Below are 20412 nucleotides of genomic sequence, written 5' to 3' on the forward strand. Positions count from 1 at the left end.
CGCTTGGCGTATCGCTCATGACTTCGCTTCCCCCGTCAGGGCTGTCCCGCCCGTTGTGATTGAATGGCTTGGCTTGTGGTGCGTTGACCGAAAGCCTTGCTAGCGATTTTCGTCAGACAACGCCAGCAAAACCCAAGAGACCTCCGGCAAGCAACATCCATAAGGGATTGATCCGTGTCGCAAAAGCAAGCGCAGCTGCGACAATGGTGATCAGGATCGCGATCCAACTTTGGTCTGATGTCTGCGCCACGATCAGGCCGGAGGCGGCCATCAAGCCGATCGACAGCGGAACCAATGCAGCCTGAATGATCGCCGGCCAACGCGCGTCGCGCGAGCGATCGAGGAAGCGGCTCACATAATAGGCAAGCAACGCGGTCGGTCCGCACATCGCAACCGTCGCGGCCAATGCCCCGGCGACGCCTGCGACAGAATAGCCTATCAGCGTCACGATCAGCACGTTCGGTCCCGGCGAGAGCTGCGAGATCGCGAACACGTCGGCGAACTGCTTGTCGGTCAGCCAGTGATGCACGTCGACGGCGGCGCGGTGCATTTCGGTGATCGCCGAGTTGGCCCCGCCGACAGCAAACAGCGACATCAGACCGAAGGTCCAGACCAGCGCTGCGATCGGGCTGGACTCCGTATTCATGCCTTCACCATGCGTCGCGCCAGGACCGTCGTTGCGATGCTGAGCGGGATCGCCACCAGCAGCACGATCTGGAGCGGCCATCGGATCAGACCGATCGCGACGAAAACCGCGGACAGAATGACGAGGCCTGTGACATCGCGCCGTTTCAACAGCGGCATCATCATCTTGAGGACAACGGCGAACAGCAGCCCGACCGCGGCACAGGCGACGCCGGCGAGTGTCCGGCGCAGGATGTCGATATCGCCGTAGCGGGCATAGAGTGCGGCAAGGACGGTCGCGATCACCATCGGCGGTCCGACCAGCCCGGCGAAGGCCGCAAGCCCGCCGGCGATGCCGCGAAAGCGCGAGCCGAATACGACCGACAGGTTGACGATGTTCGGACCTGGCAGGAAATGGCACAGCGCGAAGGTCTCGTTGAACTCCTCCGCCGTCATCCAGCGGTGCTGCTCGACGATCGACCGCCGGGCCCAGACCAGGACCCCGCCAAAGCCGGCCAGCGACATCTTGGCAAAGGCCAGGAACAGCTCGAGCAGGCCGGGCTGGAGGGGCGGAGACGGTGCGGAGGCATCCGGCGCCGGGGCGGCAGCCGGCGGGGATTCCGGGGGCATGGGCAAAATCTAGAACGGCGCCAGGACAGTGCCAAGACACAGCACCAGGACGGCGGCCACCCCAAATCGGCGTGTTTCACACCTGAACAAGCCTGAATCGGCTCTATTTTTCTTCGTTCGCGCCGCCTATATTGGGGGTGCCGGTTCGCCGGCTATGGAAATAAATGGCCGTCGCAATAAACCATTCGGACCCGGGGGCGGTACCCGGCGCCTCCACCAAAACCCATCCGAGCCCCTGGCTTTGGTGGCTTTTGGCGGGGGCGAAATAGGATCGACGAGGGCGTAAAGGGCGTGTTTTTTCTCGGTATGGTTCCGCCGTTATCGGGCTAATGCAATAGTTGCCAACGACAACTTTGCTCCGGTTGCTCAGGCTGCGTAACGCAGTTTGAAAGACCATCTTAAAGTCCTAACGGGTTAAGCTCCGTTAGGCGGGGTTCGGAGGCACCTGGCAACAGAAGCCTCCACTTTATTTCCCTATGGGGCGTCCGCCCGCATTTTCAGCTGCCAGCCCTGCTGATTTCCACGTCCCGGCGGAGTAGCATGGCCAAAAGGGCGAGTCGGACGGGTCCGGCGGTGCCTTGCCGGCATTTTCGAGGCGACAGGAATACGATGGCGACCGATCACATCCGATATGACGTGCTGGCGCGCGACGCGCTGCGCGGGGTGCTGCGCCGGGTCTTGTCCGACGCCGCCGAACATGGCCTGCCAGGTGAACACCATTTCTACATCACCTTCCTCTCGCACGGTGACGGAGTGAAACTGTCGCCGCGGCTGCTCGCGCAGTATCCGGAGGAGATGACCATCATCCTGCAGCACCAGTTCTGGGATCTGGTGGTGACCGAGGACCGGTTCGAGGTCGGCCTGTCGTTCGGCGGGATTCCCGAGCGGCTGAACGTGCCGTTCGCCGCGGTGACGCGCTTCCTCGATCCGTCCGCACCGTTCGATCTGCGGTTCGATGTCTCGGAGGCATTGTCGGAGGAGGCCCCGCCCGCGACGGCACCGGCCTCTCCCCTTCCCGCACCGGCCGCCCGGGCGGCAGTCGAGACCGAGACGGCCGAGACCGAGCAGGAGCCCGCGAAGCCCAGCGAGGGCGCCGAGGTCGTGCGGCTGGACCGCTTCCGCAAGAAATAATCTAAACACCGATCGATCCTCGACCTTGTAGGATGCATTCGAGGGCCGGGATGACAGATCGTCATACCGGACTATCTTCTGCATTGAACGTGCTTCCGCGCGGACGCTGTCGCGTTCCCGCGGCGAAAACCTGGCGCACCGCCGGATCACGTTCTGATGACGCAACGGAGAGCATCCATGGCTCAATCGACGACACCATCCAACGCCGCCACCCGTAGCGAGACCGACAGCTTCGGTCCGATCGACGTCGCCGCCGATCGCTACTGGGGCGCGCAGACCGAGCGCTCGCGGCAGAATTTCAAGATCGGCCACGACCGGATGCCGATCGCGATCATCCATGCACTCGCCATCGTCAAGCTCGCGGCAGCCGAAACCAATCGCGAACTCGGCCAGCTCGATGCACGCCGCGCCGACGCCATCATCAGCGCCGCCAGGGAAGTGATCGAAGGCAAGCTCGACGATCATTTTCCGCTGGTAGTCTGGCAGACCGGCTCGGGCACGCAAACCAACATGAACGTCAACGAGGTGATCGCAAACCGCGCCAACCAGATGCTCGGCGGCGAGCTCGGCGCCAAGCAGCCGATCCATCCGAACGATCACGTCAACATGAGCCAGTCGTCGAACGACTCGTTCCCGACCGCGATGCATATCGCTGCGGCGGGCCGCATCATCGCCGACCTGATCCCTGCCCTTACCGAGCTGCATCAGGCGTTGCACCAGAAGCAGGAAGCGTTTGCCAAGATCGTGAAGATCGGCCGCACGCATACCCAGGACGCGACACCGTTGACGCTCGGCCAGGAATTCTCCGGCTACGCCGCGCAGGTCGAGAGCGGCATCGCGCGGCTGCGCACCGCGGTGAAGGAGCTGTTTCCGCTGGCGCAAGGCGGCACTGCTGTTGGCACCGGCCTCAACTCGAAGCCGGAATTCGCCAACGCTTTCGCCAGGCATGTCGCCGAGATCACCAGGCTCCCGTTCACCAGCGCGGCAAACAAGTTCGAGGCACTCGCGTCCAACGACGCCTATGTGCTTGTGCACGGCGCGATCAATTCGGTGGCGACCGGCCTGTTCAAGATCGCCAACGACATCCGCTTCCTCGGCTCGGGCCCGCGCTCAGGCCTCGGCGAGTTGATCCTGCCCGAGAACGAGCCGGGCTCGTCGATCATGCCGGGCAAGGTCAACCCGACCCAGTGCGAGGCCATGACCATGGTCTGTTGCCAGGTGTTCGGCAATCAGACCACGATCACCGTCGCCGGCAGCCAGGGCCATTTCGAGCTCAACGTGTACAAGCCCGTGTTGGCATATTGTATGATAAATTCCATTCAGTTGCTGTCTGACGTTGTCCGCTCATTTACTGAGCATTGCGTTGTCGGAATACGCGCCGACGAAAAGCGCATCAACGAGCTGATGCAGCGCTCGCTGATGCTGGTGACGGCGCTCGCGCCGAAGATCGGTTACGACAACGCAGCCAAGGTCGCGAAGTCGGCGCACGCGCACGGAACGACGTTGAAGGAAGAGGCTTTGCGGCTAGGATTCGTAACTGCCGACGAATTTGATCGCCTCGTGCAGCCGGACAAAATGACACACCCTGGCTGAAGCGAAGCGCGCAATGTCCGGATAATTACGGTCAGCGCGCGTGATATAATTATGGATCATAACGCCTAAAGGCTAAGGCTGTTTGCCTATCAGCTCTGCGCTGGCGCATGGTACAGACGTCTAGTTTTCGCAGAGCGAAACGGATTCTTTGATGCTATCACAAGCATCAAATGGGGATTCGGGATGGATATCGAGCCGGGCGCTTAGCGCGATCGCTCTTGCTTTCGTCACGATGCATCACCAATTCCGCTCTGGGGACGATGAGGACGACGAGCATGGGCGACGTGGTCAACCTGAAACGATTCAAGAAGCGCGGTGAGCGCGAACAAGCAGCAAAGCAGGCCGAAGCCAATCGTGCGCTATTCGGTCGCACCAAATCCGAACGAGCGCGTGACGAATTTCTCGGCGAGCGCAGTGAGCGCGTGCTCGATCAGCACCGCATCGAAAGTGGTGACGCATCATGAAGTCTCCCGTCGTCAAGCGGTCGATCGTCGTCGCCGGTCACAAGACCAGCGTCAGCCTCGAAGAAGCCTTCTGGAACGGCATGAAGGAGATTTCCGGTCTGCGGAACATGACGCTGTCGGAATTGGTCGGCGAGATCGACAGCAATCGTCAGCAGGGCAATCTGTCCTCGGCGATCCGGCTTTTCGTGCTCGACTATTTCCGCTCGCGCGCCACCCCCGCGGTGCCGGCGGATGTCAGGCCGCAACAGGTCGACACGCGCCAGCAAGCCTGATTGCCTTGCCGACCGTCGCTTCGGCAGACGGTCGTTCCGCCACGCGGACTTCAGCATGAAGGTCAATCGCATCGTCGCGAACGTTGCCGCATCAGATGTAGCGGCAGCGAAGTCGTTCTATCGCGACATCCTCGGCCTCCAGCCGCTGATGGATTTCGGTTGGATTGCGACTTACGGTTCATCCGAAACGATGCAGGTTCAAATCAGCTTCGCTTCCGAAGGCGGCTCCGGCACGCCGGTGCCCGATCTCTCGATCGAGGTCGACGACCTCGACGAAGCGCTGCACCGTATGAGGGCCGCCGGCATCGCGATCGAATACGGACCGGCGAACGAGCCATGGGGCGTGCGGCGCTTCTTCGTCCGAGATCCGTTCGGCCGGCTGATCAATATTCTCCAGCACCGCTCGTAAGCGCTGGATTCCCGTTCCGACGGGTTTTCATCACGCGAACCGGTGACCTACTTCGTCTGAAGGCGCTTCCTAGTTCTGCACCGCCGGCCGCGGCGGCGGATTGGCGACCTGCGGCGTCAGCGACAGCGGCGGCCGCAGCGGCCTCGACCTGGCCGCGCCGGGCACCGGCTTGACCTCGATCGGCGGCGGCAGCGGCGCCAGCTGCGGCTGGCTCGCAACCGGCGCAGGCGGCACAGCGGCAGGTGCTGTGGCAGCAGGCGGGATGATCGGCGGCCGTGGCGCAACGATCTTCGGCTTCGCCGGCACGCGGCGCGGATCAGGGCCGGGCACCGGCAGATTGGCAGAAGGCGCCCCCGGCGAACTTTCGCCGGGCGCATCAGGCGCCGGTCCCGCAGGCGGCGGAAGGGCCGCCGGGGTCGGCGGCGGCACCGGTTCGCCGCGCTCGATCGCGTCGAGCCGCTTGGTCTCCCGGTCGATCGCGCGCACCGCCAGCCACGACGACAACGCCGCAATGTCGATGCTGCGCGACAATCCGTCGGGTGTGCCCACCGCCAGCAGCTGGATTTCCGGGCGGCTGGTGGCGGTGCCGATCTGCGTCGATGTCAGCGCGGCGCGGATGTCGGCCTGGTCGGCCGGAATGTCATAGCCGCCGGACACGATGACGTTGGCACCGCTTGCCGCAAGCGTGGTGGTGCCGAACCGGACGCGGCCGTCACGGATGTTGAAGGGGATTTGCGCCGAAGCGACCGCCAGCCCGCCGGCGGCGAGCGCCGGTTCGACGATCTGCTTCAGTCGCGTGTCGTCGGTCGCCTGCCCGGAATCGCTGGCGCGGATCGCAACGTCGAACGCGCGCGGATCGAGCCCCGGAAGGTTCAGCCCCTCGAGCGTCACGGCGCCGCTGCCGGACAGTGCACCGATCAGCGCCGAGGCGCTGCGCCCCTGCGTCAACAACGTCATCTGCATCGAAGTGCGTGCCTTGGGCATCGCGAGACTGCGGTAGCGCAAGGCCGCGCCGTCGACGCCCGCAAGCTGCACATTTGCATTTAAGGCGAGTCCATTGACGCCCTGCCGCGCATCGATGGAGGCGGTCACCTCGCCGCCGCCGATCTTGCCCTTGACGCCGTCGAAGGTCAGCGACTGCCCATCCGACCTGATGGTGCCGCGGACCGGCTGCAGCTCGGCGCCGCCCGGCAGCAGACCGTGCAGCGCTTCGAACGTGACCTTGCCACGCCAGGCGCTTGTCAGCCCCTGGCCGAGCGGCTCCGTCGCATCGTGACCGGCCGCGCCGATCGCCGCTGCGAAAATCGGCGCCAGCGCGATCTGATCGAGGCCGACTTCGCCGTCGATGCTCTTCTGATCGGCGAGCGTCAGCGCCAGCCGGCCGCGCAGCCGCGAACCGGCGACGATGCTGTCGAGATCGTCGAAGGTCAGCCTGTCACCCGCAAGCGTGAGCCGCGACGACAAGCGGATGTTTGCCGCTGGATCGGATGATTTCAGATTGAGCAGCGGACTGATGTCGGCGCTGCGGACACGGAGGCTGATGTTCGATTTGCTCTCCCCGGCCCCGTTCTTGGACCACGGCTCCGCGGTCCCTTCCGCATCCGCATCGAGCCCGGCGCCCCAGAGCCTCGCCTTGAGCCGCAACGGCGCCTGCCACGCACCGCTCACGTTGCCCTCGAATTGCGTCGGGCCCGCACCGGCTGCGACCGCACGGTCAAGCCCAAGCAGCGCCAGCAGCGCATTGCCCTCGCTGGCGGAGAATTTCGCTTCGGCCGTGACGTCGCTGTTGCGAAGTGCGTCGAAATCCAGCGCACGGATCGCAGCCACCGGCGGCGTCGCCGAGATCACCGTATTGCCCTTGAGTTGCGGCGTGTCGAGATCGACCGTCGCGCGCGCGCTGACGCGATCGGCGACCTTGCCTTTGCCGAGGTCGAGCGCGAGCCTGGCACGGACCGGACCGGCATCCGCGCGGAGCACGCCGAGCCGCGCGGCAAGCGCCGGTGCGAACGGCTGAACCACGGCCGTCAGCCGGCCAAACGACGCGGCGGCCGCATCGACCGCGAGCTTGCCGGTCGAATTGACACGATCGAAATTGCCGCTGCCATCCAGCGTGACATTGTCGGGCTGACCGATCTTGACGCGCTCGAGCACGATGTTCTTCGGGCTGTAGGCGATCTTCGCCAGCAGCGGCCGCAATTCCTGCCCCGAGGAGATCGCACGCCCGACATCGAGCGACAGCTGCGCCTCGTCCGGCCATTCGGCTTGCGGGCCGGCCAGCGAGCGGATGAAGGCCGTGGTCGCATCGAGATCGAGCCGCTCCGCCTTCAACTGCGCCTCGACCTTCGAGCCGCTCGTCGCCTCGCGATGCGCGACCGCGACGCGGCCCTCGACCGCGCTGCCCTCGATCTCCGCCTTCATCGCGTCGATCGAAAAGCCTGATGGCGACACCGTGACGTCGCCGCGCAACCGCAGCGGCTTCTGGCTGCGATAGGCGATGTCGCCGCGCCCCTGCAGCCAGCTCATCAGCGTATCGGGGTCGGACGATTCGATGTTGAGCGCGGTCTTGAAGGTGTTCGAGGCCCCGGCCTGCGCGCTGGCGCCGCTCATCGAGACCCGCGTCGATCCCGGCGCGCGAAACTCCAGCCGGCGCACGGTCCATGATTTCGCATCCGATTGCAGCTCTGCCGAGATGTCCTGCAACGGGCGGCCGCCGAGCATGATCTGCTCGGACGTGAGCTCGACCTGCGCCGGGATCGGGCTTTGCGGAAGACCCGACAACACCGCGCGCATCGCCGGCAGCACGCGCACCGGCTCGACATTGCCGTTGTTGGCGTCCTTGGCGCTATCTTTGGCGGCGAACTTGTCGCCATCGAGCTGTCGTGCCGAAAGCGAGGCGCGCAGCAGCGGCGACGCGCCGAACCGGAGATCGCCATTTCCTGCGAGCCTCAGCGCGCGGTCCTCGCCGCCATAGCTCACCTCGACCTGGTCGAGACGCGCCGCCGAATAGTCCGATTTGATCCTGGCCGCGATCCGCCATGGCGGCATGTCGCTGCCGCCGCGCTGGCCAGGTGTGCCCGCCAGCGTCACGGTGCCCTCGAACCGCGGCGCGCGGGCCTCGAAGGTCAGGATGCCGTCGAGATCGGCCGACACCGGCCGCTGCCCGGGATCGATGTTGAAGTGCAGGCGGGTGCCGCTGCCATCTGCGCTTTGCCCGGACGAGATCCGAAACGGGTAGCGGTTGCCGTCGAACATGAAATTGCCGTCGCCGCGGACTGCGCCGGCAAGCGAGCGAACATCGCCGCTGAAGGCTATGTCGTTCAGCTCGAGCGTGCTGCTGCTTGCGGCATCGTGCAGTGCGATGCGGCCGGTCAGATTGAGGCGGTCGATCGCCAGCGAAGCCAGGTTGAAGCTGCCGCTCGACGGCGACCAGTCGATCCGCCCTTTCGGATCGAGCCCGAGATCGAGCGACATGCCGTTGATAGTGAGTTCGTTGGCGCGCCACTCGCCGCGCATCAGCGAGCTCAGGCTGAGCTCGACGTCGAGATTGGCGGCGCGGACCTTGCCACGGTCGTTGGCGCCGCCGACGGTGACGTTTTTCAACCGCAGCGAGGGCGCGGGCAGCAGACGCGCGTCGAGATTGCCGGCAACACGAACCGGCATGCCGATGATCTTGGACGCCTCCGTCTCGAACTGCGGCCTGAACTGGTTCCAGTCAACGAAATACGGACCGACCAGCGCGGCCACCAGCGCAAGAATGAAGGCGATTGCCAGGCCGAGCAGCGTCGTCTGCACGGTGTCTCCCTTTGAGCCCGCTCCGCGGCAGCCTCCTTATGCTGAACCCTTTGCCAACCCTTGGCCGGAGCAACCCAAATATAGAGACAAGTATGGCGAAGTCACAGCGGCATTACCGCTGCGGCGTCAGGCGGATGACCGTTTTCCGCTCAAGCGTGCGTGCACACGGGCCGTCGCGGCAGGGTTACTGCCCTGCCGCACGTCCGGAATGTCACCAGCTCGCGGGGAGCCGCTTCAGCCCGCGCAGCACGAAGGTCGGCCGCCACTCCGGATTTTCCGCGTCATCGAGCCGCAGGTCGGGGATCCGGCGCAGCAGCGTCGAGATCGCGACCTCGGCCTCGATCCGCGCCAACTGGGCACCGAGGCAGAAATGGATGCCGCCGCCGAACGACAGCGGCTTCACATTCGGCCGCTGGATGTCGAGCTTTTCGGGGTGGTCGGGATAAACCGCCTCGTCGTGGTTGGCCGAGCCCAGCAGGCAGAGCACGCTCTCGCCCTTCGGGATGCGCTTGCCGCCGAGATCCTCGATATCTTCCAGCGCGACGCGGCCGGTCAGCTGCACCGAGGAATCGTAGCGCAGGAATTCCTCGATCGCATTGGTGATCAGCCCGGGATTGGCCTTCAGCAGCGCGAGCTGGTCCGGGTTGCGGTATAGCGCCAGCAGGCCGTTGCCGATCAGGTTCACGGTCGTCTCATGGCCGGCGCCGAACAGCAGGATGATGTTGGCAGTGAGCTCCTCGTTGGTCAGCTTCTGGCCGTTCTCCTCGGCCTGCACCAGTTGCGTGGTGAGGTCGTCGCCGGGCTGCTTGCGGCGCAGCTCGAACAGCTGGTGGAAATACATCGCGGCCATCGCGTTGCCGGCGTTGCCCTGCTTGATCTCCTCCGCCGACAGCGGCACCGGCTCGAGCAGGCGTCCGCCGTCACGCGAGCCGTTGTAGAAGGCATCGCGATGCTCCTCGGGGATGCCGAGCATGTCGCAGATGATCGTCACCGGCAGGCGGAACGCGAAATCCTCGATCAGGTCCATCCGTCCCTGCGGAACGATGCGGTCGAGCGTCTCGTCGACGATGTGCTGGATGCGCGGGCGCATGTCCTCGACCCGGCGCGCGGTGAACGCCTTGACGACGAGACCGCGCAAACGGGTGTGGTCGGGCGGATCCTGCTGCAGCATCCAATGGCTCATGCTGCGGATGACCGGCTCCTCCATGATCTTGGGGCCGTAACGGCGGATCGTGCGTTCGACATAGTCCTTGCCGAACCGCTTGTCGCGCAGCACGAGGCTGGCCTCGGCATGCCGGCTGGCGACGAAGGCGCCGTGGGCATTGACATGCATCGGATCGAGGCGGCGCAGCCGCTCGTAATAGGGATAGGGATTGCGAATGAATTCGGGTGCCAGTGGATTGAAAAGCGGCTCGCCGCTGGCCGGCTGAACTTGCTCGTTCATGGTGACCTCGTTCGTTCGCTGCGCCGGTGCCTGCACTCTGGCGCGCCCTGGTGTCATCCTCAAGACCGCACCAACACGGGTGCGACCATTCTGATTTTAGCACTCTGGATCTAGCAAATGCAACTCGATACACTCTTGTATCGAGTTGCATTGTGCCCTAAACTGCGCCGATGTCAAGGGTTCGAACCAGACCGACACGGGACGACACCTGCGAGAAGCTGTTCGAGGCGGCGGCGCGGGTGTTCGAGGAACAGGGAATCGGCGGCGCCAGCATCGAGGCGATCGCGGCTGCGGCCGGTTTCACCCGCGGCGCCTTCTATTCGAACTTCAAGAGCAAGGACGAGCTGATCTTCGCAATGCTCGAGGATCACGTTGAGCAATCGATCCGGCGCAATCTCGATTTGCTTGCCAAGCACAAGGACTTGGCCAACTTCCTGGAGGCATTGCGCACCCTGGACCGCAGCCGGCAGGATCCGCTCGGCCGCTCGCCTCTCCTGCATATGGAGATGATCCTGTTCGTGGCGCGCGCCGAGAAGCGCCGGCCCGAACTCGCCAAGCGCCTCCGCGCGCGGCGCAAGCTGATCGCCGACATCGTCGAGACCGCGCAGAAGAATAGCGGCAGGAACGCCAGACTTAATCCGGACTGGACCGGCGCGATCGTGCTGGCGCTGGAAGATGGTTTCCGCCTGCACCGCCTGATCGATCCGGAGACCACACCCGCCGACAGTTGCCTGCGCGCGATCACCGACCTGCAGCGGGCAATCGGCGTTTCATCCGCCTGATGTGTCAGGCCGCGCTGGCGGCCTTGTGCATCTGGCCGGCGACGGCGCGGACCTTGCGCGGCGAAGCCTGCCAGATCGCGAATGCCGACAGGAGGCTGACGGCAATGCCAAGCAGGAACGCGCTGGTATAGCTGCCCGAGAGATCGTAGAGCTGGCCCGTGATCCAGGGGCCGGCGGCTCCGCCGGCGAGCGCGGCCAGCATCACGGTGCCGAAGATGCTGCCGTATTGTTTGCCCTGGAAGATCTCGAGCACCACCGGTCCCATCACCGATGTCAGGCCGTAGCCGAGCGCGCCCTGGGTGAAGACCATGAGATAGATCAGCGTCATGCTCGGCCAGTATTTCAAGGCGGCAAGCGCGGCAAAGCAGATCACGAAGCCCAAGCACGAGATCGCCCACACCCATTCGCGGCCGATGCGATCGGAGAGATGCCCGAGCCAGATCTGGCCGGGGATGCCGAGCAGGCTGACGACGCCCAGCGCCCAGACGCCGACATTGGAGCTGAAGCCGATGTCGAGCAGGAATTTGGTCTGGTGCACCTGCACCGCATACCAGATGTACAGGCCGCAGAAATAGCCGGTCGCGATCCACCAGAACCGCGCAGTGCGCAGCGCACGCGACAGCGTCCAGTCGGTGCCGGCCCATACCGGATCGACGATGTTCGATGCCGGCCTGGCCGACGTCGCCGTCGGCGCCGCATCGCCGTCCGGCTGCAGGCCGATCTCCTCCGGCTTCTTGTGCAGCAACAGGTTGATCGGCGCGAGCACGACCAGCACCACGATCCCCATCGCGGTGCAGGCGGTGCGCCAGCCGGTGTGCTCGATCATGTGCTGCACCCATGGCAGCAGCGTCACCGAGCCGATGCCGACACCGGCGAAGGCGAGCCCGATTGCGAGGCCACGGCGGCGGATGAACCAGTTCGGCACGAACAGCGATTGGCCGGAATAGCCGAGGCAGACGCTGCCGGAACCAACCAGCACGCCGATGGTGAGATAGAGATGCCAGGGTTGCGTGGTCAGCGGCGCCAGCAGCAGGCCGGAGCCCATCAAGAGCACACCAAGCTCCATCACGGCGCGCGGACCGCTGCGGTCCATCAGCCGCCCGATCAGCGGGCTCGCGACCGCGGAAGCGACAAAGCCGAACGAGAATGCGCCGGCGGTAACGCCACGCTCCCAGCCGAATTCGGAGATGATCGGCGGATAGAACAGCGAGAATGCCGTCCGCGCGTTGACGCCGATCGCCATGGTGACGAAGGTCACCGCGACGATGACCCAGCCGTAGAAGAAGGGAAGCCGCATGGCATGACCATCGTAAGGGCGCAACCGGACGGGTGCGACCGAGCAAGAGGGGAAACACGTTCTCTTGCATAATGCACGGCCAAATCTGTGAAGCAATTCATAGACAAATGTACCTACCGATGATTGTAGGATCATCGGATTGTCACTTCGCGTCTGGCCGGAGACCGCGAAGCGGGTTATCATCTTCTTTTCAGAAGGAATACTCAGGAGGAATACTATGGGTGGATTGGTTGCAGACGGCTACGTTCCGCACGTTCAGGAGCAGTTGAACTCCCGGTTCATTGGCGAAGCGCTGGACGAGATGGTCCAGTTTCAAAAGGAGTTCAAGGTATTCTCGTCGCAGCACACGCTGCAGATGTCCTTTGGACTTCTCAACATTGCGCCGGTCGGCGAAGCCGATCGTCAGGGATTTTTCAAGTATCTGAAGCTGCTGAAGCGGACGGGTTCATCGATTGACGGCAAGGCCTCGCGGAAGAACGGGCACGATCAGATCATCGCGTCGCTGCAGGCCAATCTCGAAAGCGGCAGGGCGATGCCGGTGTTCTTCACCTGGCATCCCGGGGAGCACCCGAAAGGAATCGTGCAGATCACAAGCGGCGATCGCGCCCTGAGCTTCTCCAGCAAGGGGTTTCTCACGATCTCGGTCCCGACGATCGGCGCCCACCGTCCCAAGGCCGGCAAGCGCAAGAAGTAGCGCGACGCCGGCGCGATGCGCGCACTGCAGGCCAAGGTTCGCGAATACTATTCGGGAACGCTGCAACGCCACGGCCCGACCCCGCTCGGGGTCGATTGGCCGAACGTGGTCTCGCAATATCTGCGCTTCGTGCAGCTGTTGAAGCTTTGTCGCTTCGGGCAACCGTTCAGCCTGAACGATTTCGGCTGTGGCTACGGCGCGCTGCTGGAGTTCCTGGCGATGCGCCATGGCGATGCGGCTGTGACCTATCGCGGCATCGACATCTCGCCGGCCATGATCGCGGCTGCCCGCACCCGCTGGGCCGCCAACAAGCGGGCCATGTTCGCCGAGGGTTCGCAGTGCGGCGCGCTCGCCGACTACTCGCTCGCGAGCGGGACCTTGAACGTCCGGCTCGGTCATCCGGTCGCGGAATGGGAAGCTTATATCGAGGCGATCCTCGCCGATCTCGACGCCAGCAGCCGGATCGGATTTGCCGTCAATTTCATGTTGCCTCGCGATGAGGCGCCTGCCGAGGCGGGACTGTATCGCACCGCGCCGGAGCGCTGGACGCCGCTTTGCGAGCGGTTCGGCCGCGTCGAATTGATCACCGGCTACGGACTTCGGGAATTCACGCTTCTTGTCCGCAAGACGCCGTCGGCGACGGCGCGACCGGGAACAGGCTCTCGTAAGGCCGCGCGCCGGTCTCCTCGATGAGCTGACGGGCGCGCGCAAGCAGTTCGCTCAGCTGATACTGCGGATAGCGCAAACTATCCGCGTTGACCACCTGCGCCAGCACCAGCGTCGAGCGGCACTCGGCCAGTCGCGCCCGCCGTTCCCGCGCGAGCGCGACCCCCTGTTCAGCAGCGCTGAAGGCGGCAGCCAGGCTGTTACCCTTCAGATGAATTTCAGCAAGGAATGCCAGCATGTCGCTTTCATATTCGAGGCCGGTGAAAGCCTCCCGCGCCAGCCGGATCGCCGATCCAAGCTTCTGGATCGCTGCAACGTGGTCCCCCGCCAGCGACAGCGCCAGTCCGCGGCAGACGCTCGCATACACCGCAACATAGGGAGTGTTGTTTCTCCTGGCGATCTCGTCGATCCGCAGGCTGTGATGATCGGCAAGCTTTTCGTCCTGGGTGAGCCAAGCCATTTCGACTCCGGCATGATGCGGAATGAACAGGACCGCCGGATCGGGATGACCGCTCTCGCTGGCAACCAGTTTGGCGATGCTCTCCCGCGCAATATCGAAACTGCCCGTCCGCACCAGCAGCCGCGCGTGCAGGCCCCCAACCCATCGTTCCACATTGAAGCCGAGCTGTGCTTCGTGGGACTTCTCGATGCTCGCAACCTGCTTGAGCGCGGTCTCGCCTGCCGCGAGCGCTTCCCGAAGCTTGCCGGCATAGCCGTAGGCCTGACACATGAACACCTGCAGGATAGTCTTGATGCTCGGGTCCTCGCAGACCTCCATCGCATGCAGCAGTTGCGCTACGTATTCGTCCGCCGAGCCGGTGCAGGCCATCACCCGCCCATAGCCGGCCAGGATCAGGACTTCCGAAACGGAGTCCTTCAATTGCCGCGCCATATCCAGCGCCTCGGCGTGGAATGGCGCAGCTTCCTCCGCGCTCATTCCCTCGCGCCAGCCGTGATTCACGATCTGTCCCGACGCGTGCATGCGCAACCGGTCGGTCTCGACCGAGCGGGGAAGCGATTGTACGAGCAACCTCACCTTCAACCATGCCTTCATCGCCAGGCGCGAATTGGTGGTCCCGATCCAGGCCGCCGCGCGTGCGGTGTAGGCGGCCGCTGGCCCAAATTCCTTGGCTGCCTCGAAATGATGAGCGATCGGGCCGGCATATTCGCTCAGCTGGTTGTGGTGGAAGCGTTCGAGCGCCCTGGCTACTGCGGCATGCAGCTCGACGCGGCGGGTGCGCAGTTGCATGGCATAGGCAACCTCCTGGATCAGCGGATGGCGGAAGGCGAAGCGTTCCTGTTCACTCTCGCCGGGCACATTCTCGATCAGTTCAACTTCCAGCAGGCGGCCGAGAATGTCGGAGAGATTGGACGCATGAGCCCGGGCGACCTCGGCGAGCACGGGCAGCGGAAACTCCCGGCCGATCGTCGCCCCTATCTGCAGGACCTCCTTGTCTGCCGGCGCGAGCCGATCGATGCGCGCGCCGATCACGGTTTGGACTGTCGCCGGCAAGGTCTCGGTCGGCGATTGCCCGAATGCCTCGTAGTGACCCGGCCGGCCGTCGAGCTCGCCGCTATCGACCAGCGAGCGGATGAGCTCCTCGGCAAAGAACGGATTGCCGCCGCTTCGCTCGACGATGCGGTCGCGAAGCGGGGCGGTCGACGGGTGATCGCCGACCAGATCGCACGTCAGGGCGGACAGGTCCTCATCGCGGAGCTCATCGAGCCGCAGCTCCCGAAACGCAGCGCCATCGGTCCAAGGCGCCTGATAGGTCGGCCGATACGTCAGGATGATCAGGGCGCGGCTGATATGTGCGATATTCACCAGCGCCGAGACGAACTCGATGCTCGCCTCGTCCAGCCAGTGAATGTCCTCGATGATGATCACCGATGGCGTCCGCGTACCGTCGCGCACGAGACTTGCGACCAGATTGACGAGCCGCGCGTGCCTCACCTTCGGGTCCATCGCTGGCGCCGGCGCGTGCGCGTCACGAATGCCGAGGAAATCGACCAGCAACGCGACGTCGTCCATCAGATGCGGGACCGCGGACTCGATCCTTACCGCGATCTTGGCGCGTGCCGTTTCCGCATCGTCGGTGGAAGCGATCCGGAAGAAGTTGCGGAAGAACTCCAGCAGTGGCTGCAACGGACCGGAATGATCGTAAGGCGATGCCCGCGCCTCCTGCACCGGAACCAGACGTTCCTTGACGGTCCGGGTAAATTCGAAGCACAGGCGGCTCTTGCCAAGGCCAGGCGGCGCCGAGATGCCAATCGCCTTGCCCTCGCCTTGCTCGGCCCCGGCGAAGGCGTCGTGCAGGACGGCAAGTTCGGCATCACGGCCGCGATAGGCGCCGACGACGGCATCGCGGAAGGGCGCTCGAGCCGGCTTCATTCCGACCAGCCGGTAGACAGCGATCGGCCGCGGAAACCCCTTGACGTCCTGGTGGCCCAGTGCGCGCCCATCGCAGGACGCCTGCACGAGTCTGAATGTCGACTCCGTGATGCAGATGTCGCCCGGCTGGGCCATGTGTTCGAGGCGGCTCGCAAGGTGCACGGCAGCGCCATAGACGCTCTGCTCTTTCGTGAACTTGTCCGGCACGCCGGCGACGATCTCCCCGGAGTGGATGCCGACCCGCAGCACGATGCCATTGTCGCGCGATGACTGGACCATGGCGAGCGCGGCCTGGCAGGCGCGCAACGCATGATCCTCCTGCGCATGAGGGACGCCGAAGATCACCATCAGCCCGTCGCCCATGCTGCGCATGATCGTGCCGTGATACTGCTGGACCGCATTGCCCATGCGCTCCAGCGCGGGCGGCAGGCGGGCCAGCGCGAGTTCGGGGTCATTGTCGCCGATGAGCTCGGTTGAGCCGACGATATCGGCGAACATCACGGTGACCACCTTGCGCTCGCCAACCGGCTGGGCCTGGTCCAGACGTTCGCCGCAGGCGCCGCAAAAGCGCGCGGTCTCGAGATTCGGATGCTGACAATTCGGACAGACGGAAGAGAAGCTCAGCCCGCACGACCGGCAGATACCATCCTCTGCCAAGGTCTCGGATTGACAGGCCGGGCACAGCATGAACACCACCTTCCCGATACACTGTCCGCTTGCGGATTCCGGTGCACTCTAACAAGGCCAGCCTCACCGGGCAATCAAGCCAGAAACGGCGCCACGCGCCAAGCCCGAGTTTTGAGCGCGCGGGGAAAGGCGGCCTCAGGCCCCCAGCGCGTGGCTTTCATGGCCGAAATAAGCACGCTCGAGCCGGCGCGCGAGGTCGCCCTCGCCGGTCAAGGCCTCCAGCGCGATCGTCCCCTGCACCAGCGCGTAGACCCGATCGGCGCACGCCAGCGCCTTCTCGAGCAGCTGCTCGACCAGCAGCACCGAGGTGCCCTGCTCGCGCAGCCGGCCGATGACGTTGAGGACGCGATCGACCAGCACCGGCGATAGTCCGGCGGAGGGCTCGTCGAGCATTAACAGCCGCGGGCGGCGGACCAGGCCCTGTGCCACCGTCAACATCTGCTGCTGCCCGCCCGAGAGTGCGCCGCCGCGCTCGTGCCGCTTCTCGGCGATCTCGGGAAAGAACGAGAGCGCCTCCTCGACGCGCACGGCGCGCTCGGCGCGCGGCAGGTCATAGCCGGCGAGCAGCAGATTGTCAGTGACCGAGATCTGCGTGAACACGCGATGGCCTTCGATCACATGCACGAGCCCGACACGCGCAGCGTCACGCGGCGTGGCGTTGGTCATGTCGCATCCGCCGAACCGGACGTGCCCGGCATTGACCGGCAGCAGACCCGACATCGCGCGCAGCAGCGTGGTCTTGCCGGCGCCGTTCGGACCCAGCAATGCGACGACCTCGCCGGCGGAAATCGTCATGTCGATGCCGTGCAGCACGCGGATCTTGCCGTAGCCGGACTCCAGCGCGTGCACGTCAAGCAGAGGTTCAGCCGCCGAGGTAAGCACTGACGACCTCCTTGTGGACGCGGATCTCTGCCGGCGTTCCCGCAGCCAGCGTGCGGCCGAGATTGAGCACGGTGACCTGGTGACAGATATCGAAGATCAGGTCGGCATGATGCTCGACCAGCAGCACGCCGGTGCCGCGGGCGCAGACCGCCTTGATCAGGGTCGCCAGCCGCTCGATCTCGTCATTTGAGAGACCCGCCGCGGGCTCGTCGAGCAGCAGGAAGTCCGGATCGAGCATCAGCGCGCGCGCGATCTCGATGAAGCGCAACTCGCTGTGCTGCAGGCGATCGGCGCGCGCATCGGCGAGCGCTTCGAGGCCGACGACGCCAAGCAGCGCCCGCGCCTTGGCGGCGAGCAGACGTTCGTCCGCGCCGTTGCGCGGCAGTGCCAGCATCGCCTCGACGAAGTTGGCCCGCCCCTCTATCGAGCCGCCGATCATGACGTTCTCCAGCACCGAGGCTTCCCCGATCACGCGCGGTGTCTGGAAGGTGCGCGCGATGCCGCTGGCCGCGCGCGTGACTGGCTGGCCCGCGGGCAACATCGCGTCGCCGAGCATCATGGTGCCGGCCTTCGCGGCGTAATAGCCCGAGATCACGTTCAGCGTGGTGGTCTTGCCGCTGCCGTTCGGTCCGATCAGCCCGTGGATCTGGCCGGGCGCGACATCGAGATCGAGACCGTCGATCGCCTTCACATTGCCGAAGCTCAGCGCGATGCCGCGCAACTGTAACGGCTTGCCGCCGTCGCGCCGGCGCACGATCTCGGCGAGCGCCGCCGGGCGCGGAACGATGGCGCGATTGCTGGCGAGCGGACGGCGGTTGCGGAAATCGAGCAGCGCCGCGATGCCGCCGGGCATCACCAGCACGATCAGCAGCAGCAGCACCGCGTAGAGGAAGGTCGACCATGCCGCGAGCGGCGCCGCGATCTCGGGCAGGATGGTCAGGATGATGGTGCCGAGCATCGGTCCGAGAATCGAGCCGCGGCCGCCGATCAGGATCGCGATGAAAAACAGCACCGAGAGATCGAAGGTGAACGCATCGGGCGTGATGTAGGTCTGCAGGGTTGCGAACAACCCACCGGCGATCGCCGCCAGCGCACCGGCGAACAGGAAGATCGCAATCAGCATCTTCGGCTTGGAGATGCCGCTGGCCTCGGCCGCGACCTCGGCATCACGGACCGCGATCAAGGCACGGCCGAAGCGGCTGCGCGCGACATTGGCGCTCATCCAGGTGGTGAACGTGGCAAATGCGATGCAGAGGCCGTAGAAGCCCCACGGCGTATTGAACGGCGCCGGGAATTCCGGACCGGCAATACCGATGCCGCCGCCGGTCACGCTCTGCCAGGCCAGCGCGATCTGGGTCACGATGGTCGCAAAGCCGAGCGTCGACATCGCGAAGTAGAAGGTGCGAAGGCGCAAGGCCGGCAGGCCGACGATCACGCCGAAGACCGCGCCGATCAGGCCTCCGATCGGCAAGGCGGCAAACACCGGAATCGCCGGCATCACGTTGCCGGCGACCAGCACGCTGGTCGTGTAGGCGCCAAGGGTCAGCAATGCGACATAGCCGATCGCAAGGTGGCCGGCGAAGCCGACCACCAGATTGAGGCCTGACACCAGCACCCAGTAGATCGCGGCGCGGGTGCCGATCAGCACCCAATAGTCATTGCTGACGAAGGGCAGCAACACCGCTGCGACCAAGATACCGATGAACGGCAGGATGTGCGGCAGCGCGGCGCGCCATGCGCCGCTGTCGGTCCGGGGCGGCGTGGTCGTGACCGACGTCATCAGACTCTCCGCGCGGTCGAGGCGCCGAACAACCCTTGCGGCGCTGCGAGCAGCACCACGATGAACAGCGTGAACACCGCGACCGAGGAGAAGATGCCGCCGACCAGGAAGTTCGCCGCCTGCTGGAACAGGCCGAGCGCCAGCCCGCCGATGATCGCGCCTCGGTTGTTGCCGAGCCCGCCGAGCGCCACCGGCACGAAGCCGTAGAAGTTGAGCAGCGCGCCATTGGCGAAGAAGGCGAGCAGCAACTGCCCGCCGGAGAATCCGGCGATACCGCCGACCACGCCGGCAAGCGCGTAGCTCGCGACGCGCAGCTTGCGCTCCGGCAGGCCGAGCGCCCGCGCCGCGAAATTGTCCTCCGCGATGGCGAGGAACGCGCGGCCGACCAGCGTGCGGCGGTAGAGATATTCAAGGCCGATGATGGTGACGGCGCAGGCGGCGACCGGCAGCCAGAACTTCTCGTCCCAAACGCCCTCGCCGAATCCTGCGATGCGCGGGAACGGTTGCGGCTCGGTGCCCCATTTGATCGCGGTGACCTGCTGGATCATCAGCGCGACCGCCAGGGTCGAGAGCACGTAGAGATGCTGGTCGAGGTTCTTGAGCACCGGCCGCACCGCGACGAATTCGGTGATAATCCCGATCACCGCGCAGCACAGCAGCGTCAGCACGAAGCCGACAACGATCGGCAGGCCGAGCTTCAGCGTGAACATCGAGCCGAATACGCCGCCCAGCATCGCAAGCTGGCCGGCGGTGAAGCTCATCACCCGCGAGGTCGAGAACATCGTGTTGTAGGTCACGCCGACCAGCGCGTAGATCGCGCCCGCCGCGAGACCGGATGCAAAGATCGAGGCCAGCATCGGCTGCGCCCTCGCC

General features: G+C 65.0%; 17 protein-coding genes, 1 other RNA gene and 1 pseudogene. 9 read left to right on the plus strand and 10 right to left on the minus strand.

Annotated features, from left to right (window positions below; genetic code table 11):
* Positions 1 to 112: 112 nt before the first annotated feature.
* Together JQ573_RS14430 and JQ573_RS14435 are read right to left on the minus strand one after the other, a co-directional pair.
* Entirely contained in the window at positions 113 to 646 is a 534-nt protein-coding gene (locus JQ573_RS14430) for a chromate transporter (RefSeq protein WP_212310490.1), read from the minus strand.
* A complete protein-coding gene (locus JQ573_RS14435; RefSeq protein WP_212310491.1) occupies positions 643 to 1254 on the minus strand; it encodes a chromate transporter in 612 nt (203 codons plus the stop codon). Before JQ573_RS14435 ends, JQ573_RS14430 begins: the two co-directional genes overlap by 4 nt.
* 100 nt (positions 1255 to 1354) lie before the next feature.
* Between JQ573_RS14435 and ssrA the strand changes: the two genes are divergently transcribed.
* The 6 genes from ssrA to JQ573_RS14465 all read left to right on the plus strand — a co-directional run bounded on the left by ssrA (position 1355) and on the right by JQ573_RS14465 (position 5123).
* Positions 1355 to 1720: a transfer-messenger RNA gene (gene ssrA, locus JQ573_RS14440) on the plus strand.
* Between the two features lie 143 nt (positions 1721 to 1863).
* Positions 1864 to 2385: an SspB family protein gene (locus JQ573_RS14445; protein WP_173637958.1), complete on the plus strand. Its 522-nt coding sequence runs from the start codon at positions 1864 to 1866 to the stop codon at positions 2383 to 2385.
* A 177-nt stretch (positions 2386 to 2562) separates the two neighbouring features.
* Entirely contained in the window at positions 2563 to 3978 is a 1416-nt protein-coding gene (gene fumC, locus JQ573_RS14450) for a class II fumarate hydratase (RefSeq protein WP_249131695.1), read from the plus strand.
* 275 nt (positions 3979 to 4253) lie between these two features.
* The gene (locus JQ573_RS14455; protein ID WP_097674527.1) at positions 4254 to 4442 is read left to right on the plus strand and encodes a DUF4169 family protein; all 189 of its coding nucleotides are present in this window, start codon (positions 4254 to 4256) and stop codon (positions 4440 to 4442) included.
* Positions 4439 to 4714, plus strand: coding sequence for a ribbon-helix-helix domain-containing protein (locus tag JQ573_RS14460; RefSeq protein WP_066499077.1), 276 nt, complete (start codon positions 4439 to 4441; stop codon positions 4712 to 4714). The genes JQ573_RS14455 and JQ573_RS14460 overlap by 4 nt, the downstream gene beginning before the upstream one ends.
* A gap of 55 nt (positions 4715 to 4769) precedes the next feature.
* On the plus strand, positions 4770 to 5123 hold the full coding sequence (locus tag JQ573_RS14465; RefSeq protein WP_212310493.1) for a VOC family protein: 354 nt from the start codon (positions 4770 to 4772) through the stop codon (positions 5121 to 5123).
* 69 nt (positions 5124 to 5192) lie between these two features.
* Here JQ573_RS14465 and JQ573_RS14470 read toward each other — a convergent pair whose 3' ends face one another.
* Both JQ573_RS14470 and JQ573_RS14475 read right to left on the minus strand, forming a co-directional pair.
* Positions 5193 to 8915 (minus strand): AsmA family protein, encoded by a 3723-nt coding sequence (locus tag JQ573_RS14470; RefSeq protein ID WP_212310494.1) that lies wholly within the window; start codon positions 8913 to 8915, stop codon positions 5193 to 5195.
* A gap of 211 nt (positions 8916 to 9126) precedes the next feature.
* Positions 9127 to 10359, minus strand: coding sequence for a cytochrome P450 (locus JQ573_RS14475; RefSeq protein WP_212310495.1), 1233 nt, complete (start codon positions 10357 to 10359; stop codon positions 9127 to 9129).
* 170 nt (positions 10360 to 10529) lie between these two features.
* Here JQ573_RS14475 and JQ573_RS14480 point away from each other — a divergent pair, with 170 nt between their 5' ends.
* Positions 10530 to 11141: a TetR/AcrR family transcriptional regulator gene (locus tag JQ573_RS14480; protein ID WP_212310496.1), complete on the plus strand. Its 612-nt coding sequence runs from the start codon at positions 10530 to 10532 to the stop codon at positions 11139 to 11141.
* A 4-nt stretch (positions 11142 to 11145) separates the two neighbouring features.
* Here the strand turns inward: JQ573_RS14480 and JQ573_RS14485 are convergent, their stop codons facing one another.
* Positions 11146 to 12438, minus strand: a complete 1293-nt coding sequence (locus JQ573_RS14485) for an MFS transporter (RefSeq protein ID WP_212310497.1) — start codon at positions 12436 to 12438, stop codon at positions 11146 to 11148.
* A 139-nt stretch (positions 12439 to 12577) separates the two neighbouring features.
* Between JQ573_RS14485 and JQ573_RS14490 the strand changes: the two genes are divergently transcribed.
* On the plus strand, positions 12578 to 13132 hold the full coding sequence (locus tag JQ573_RS14490; protein ID WP_212310498.1) for a hypothetical protein: 555 nt from the start codon (positions 12578 to 12580) through the stop codon (positions 13130 to 13132).
* A 15-nt stretch (positions 13133 to 13147) separates the two neighbouring features.
* Positions 13148 to 13825, plus strand: a complete 678-nt coding sequence (locus JQ573_RS14495; protein ID WP_212310499.1) for a class I SAM-dependent methyltransferase — start codon at positions 13148 to 13150, stop codon at positions 13823 to 13825.
* Here the strand turns inward: JQ573_RS14495 and JQ573_RS14500 are convergent.
* The 5 genes and pseudogenes from JQ573_RS14500 to JQ573_RS14515 form a co-directional block, all read right to left on the minus strand.
* Positions 13740 to 16700, minus strand: a complete 2961-nt coding sequence (locus JQ573_RS14500) for an adenylate/guanylate cyclase domain-containing protein (protein WP_212310500.1) — start codon at positions 16698 to 16700, stop codon at positions 13740 to 13742. The genes JQ573_RS14495 and JQ573_RS14500 overlap by 86 nt on opposite strands.
* A gap of 36 nt (positions 16701 to 16736) precedes the next feature.
* Positions 16737 to 16877, minus strand: a pseudogene (locus tag JQ573_RS40910) (double zinc ribbon domain-containing protein); the annotation flags it as partial.
* 135 nt (positions 16878 to 17012) lie between these two features.
* Positions 17013 to 17759 (minus strand): ABC transporter ATP-binding protein, encoded by a 747-nt coding sequence (locus tag JQ573_RS14505; protein ID WP_212310501.1) that lies wholly within the window; start codon positions 17757 to 17759, stop codon positions 17013 to 17015.
* On the minus strand, positions 17740 to 19539 hold the full coding sequence (locus tag JQ573_RS14510) for an ABC transporter permease subunit (protein WP_212310502.1): 1800 nt from the start codon (positions 19537 to 19539) through the stop codon (positions 17740 to 17742). The genes JQ573_RS14505 and JQ573_RS14510 overlap by 20 nt, the downstream gene beginning before the upstream one ends.
* Positions 19539 to 20396, minus strand: a complete 858-nt coding sequence (locus tag JQ573_RS14515; protein ID WP_212310503.1) for a branched-chain amino acid ABC transporter permease — start codon at positions 20394 to 20396, stop codon at positions 19539 to 19541. The genes JQ573_RS14510 and JQ573_RS14515 overlap by 1 nt, the downstream gene beginning before the upstream one ends.
* Positions 20397 to 20412 lie beyond the last annotated feature (16 nt).

This window comes from Bradyrhizobium sp. AUGA SZCCT0105, from assembly GCF_018129565.1.
Lineage (GTDB): Bacteria > Pseudomonadota > Alphaproteobacteria > Rhizobiales > Xanthobacteraceae > Bradyrhizobium.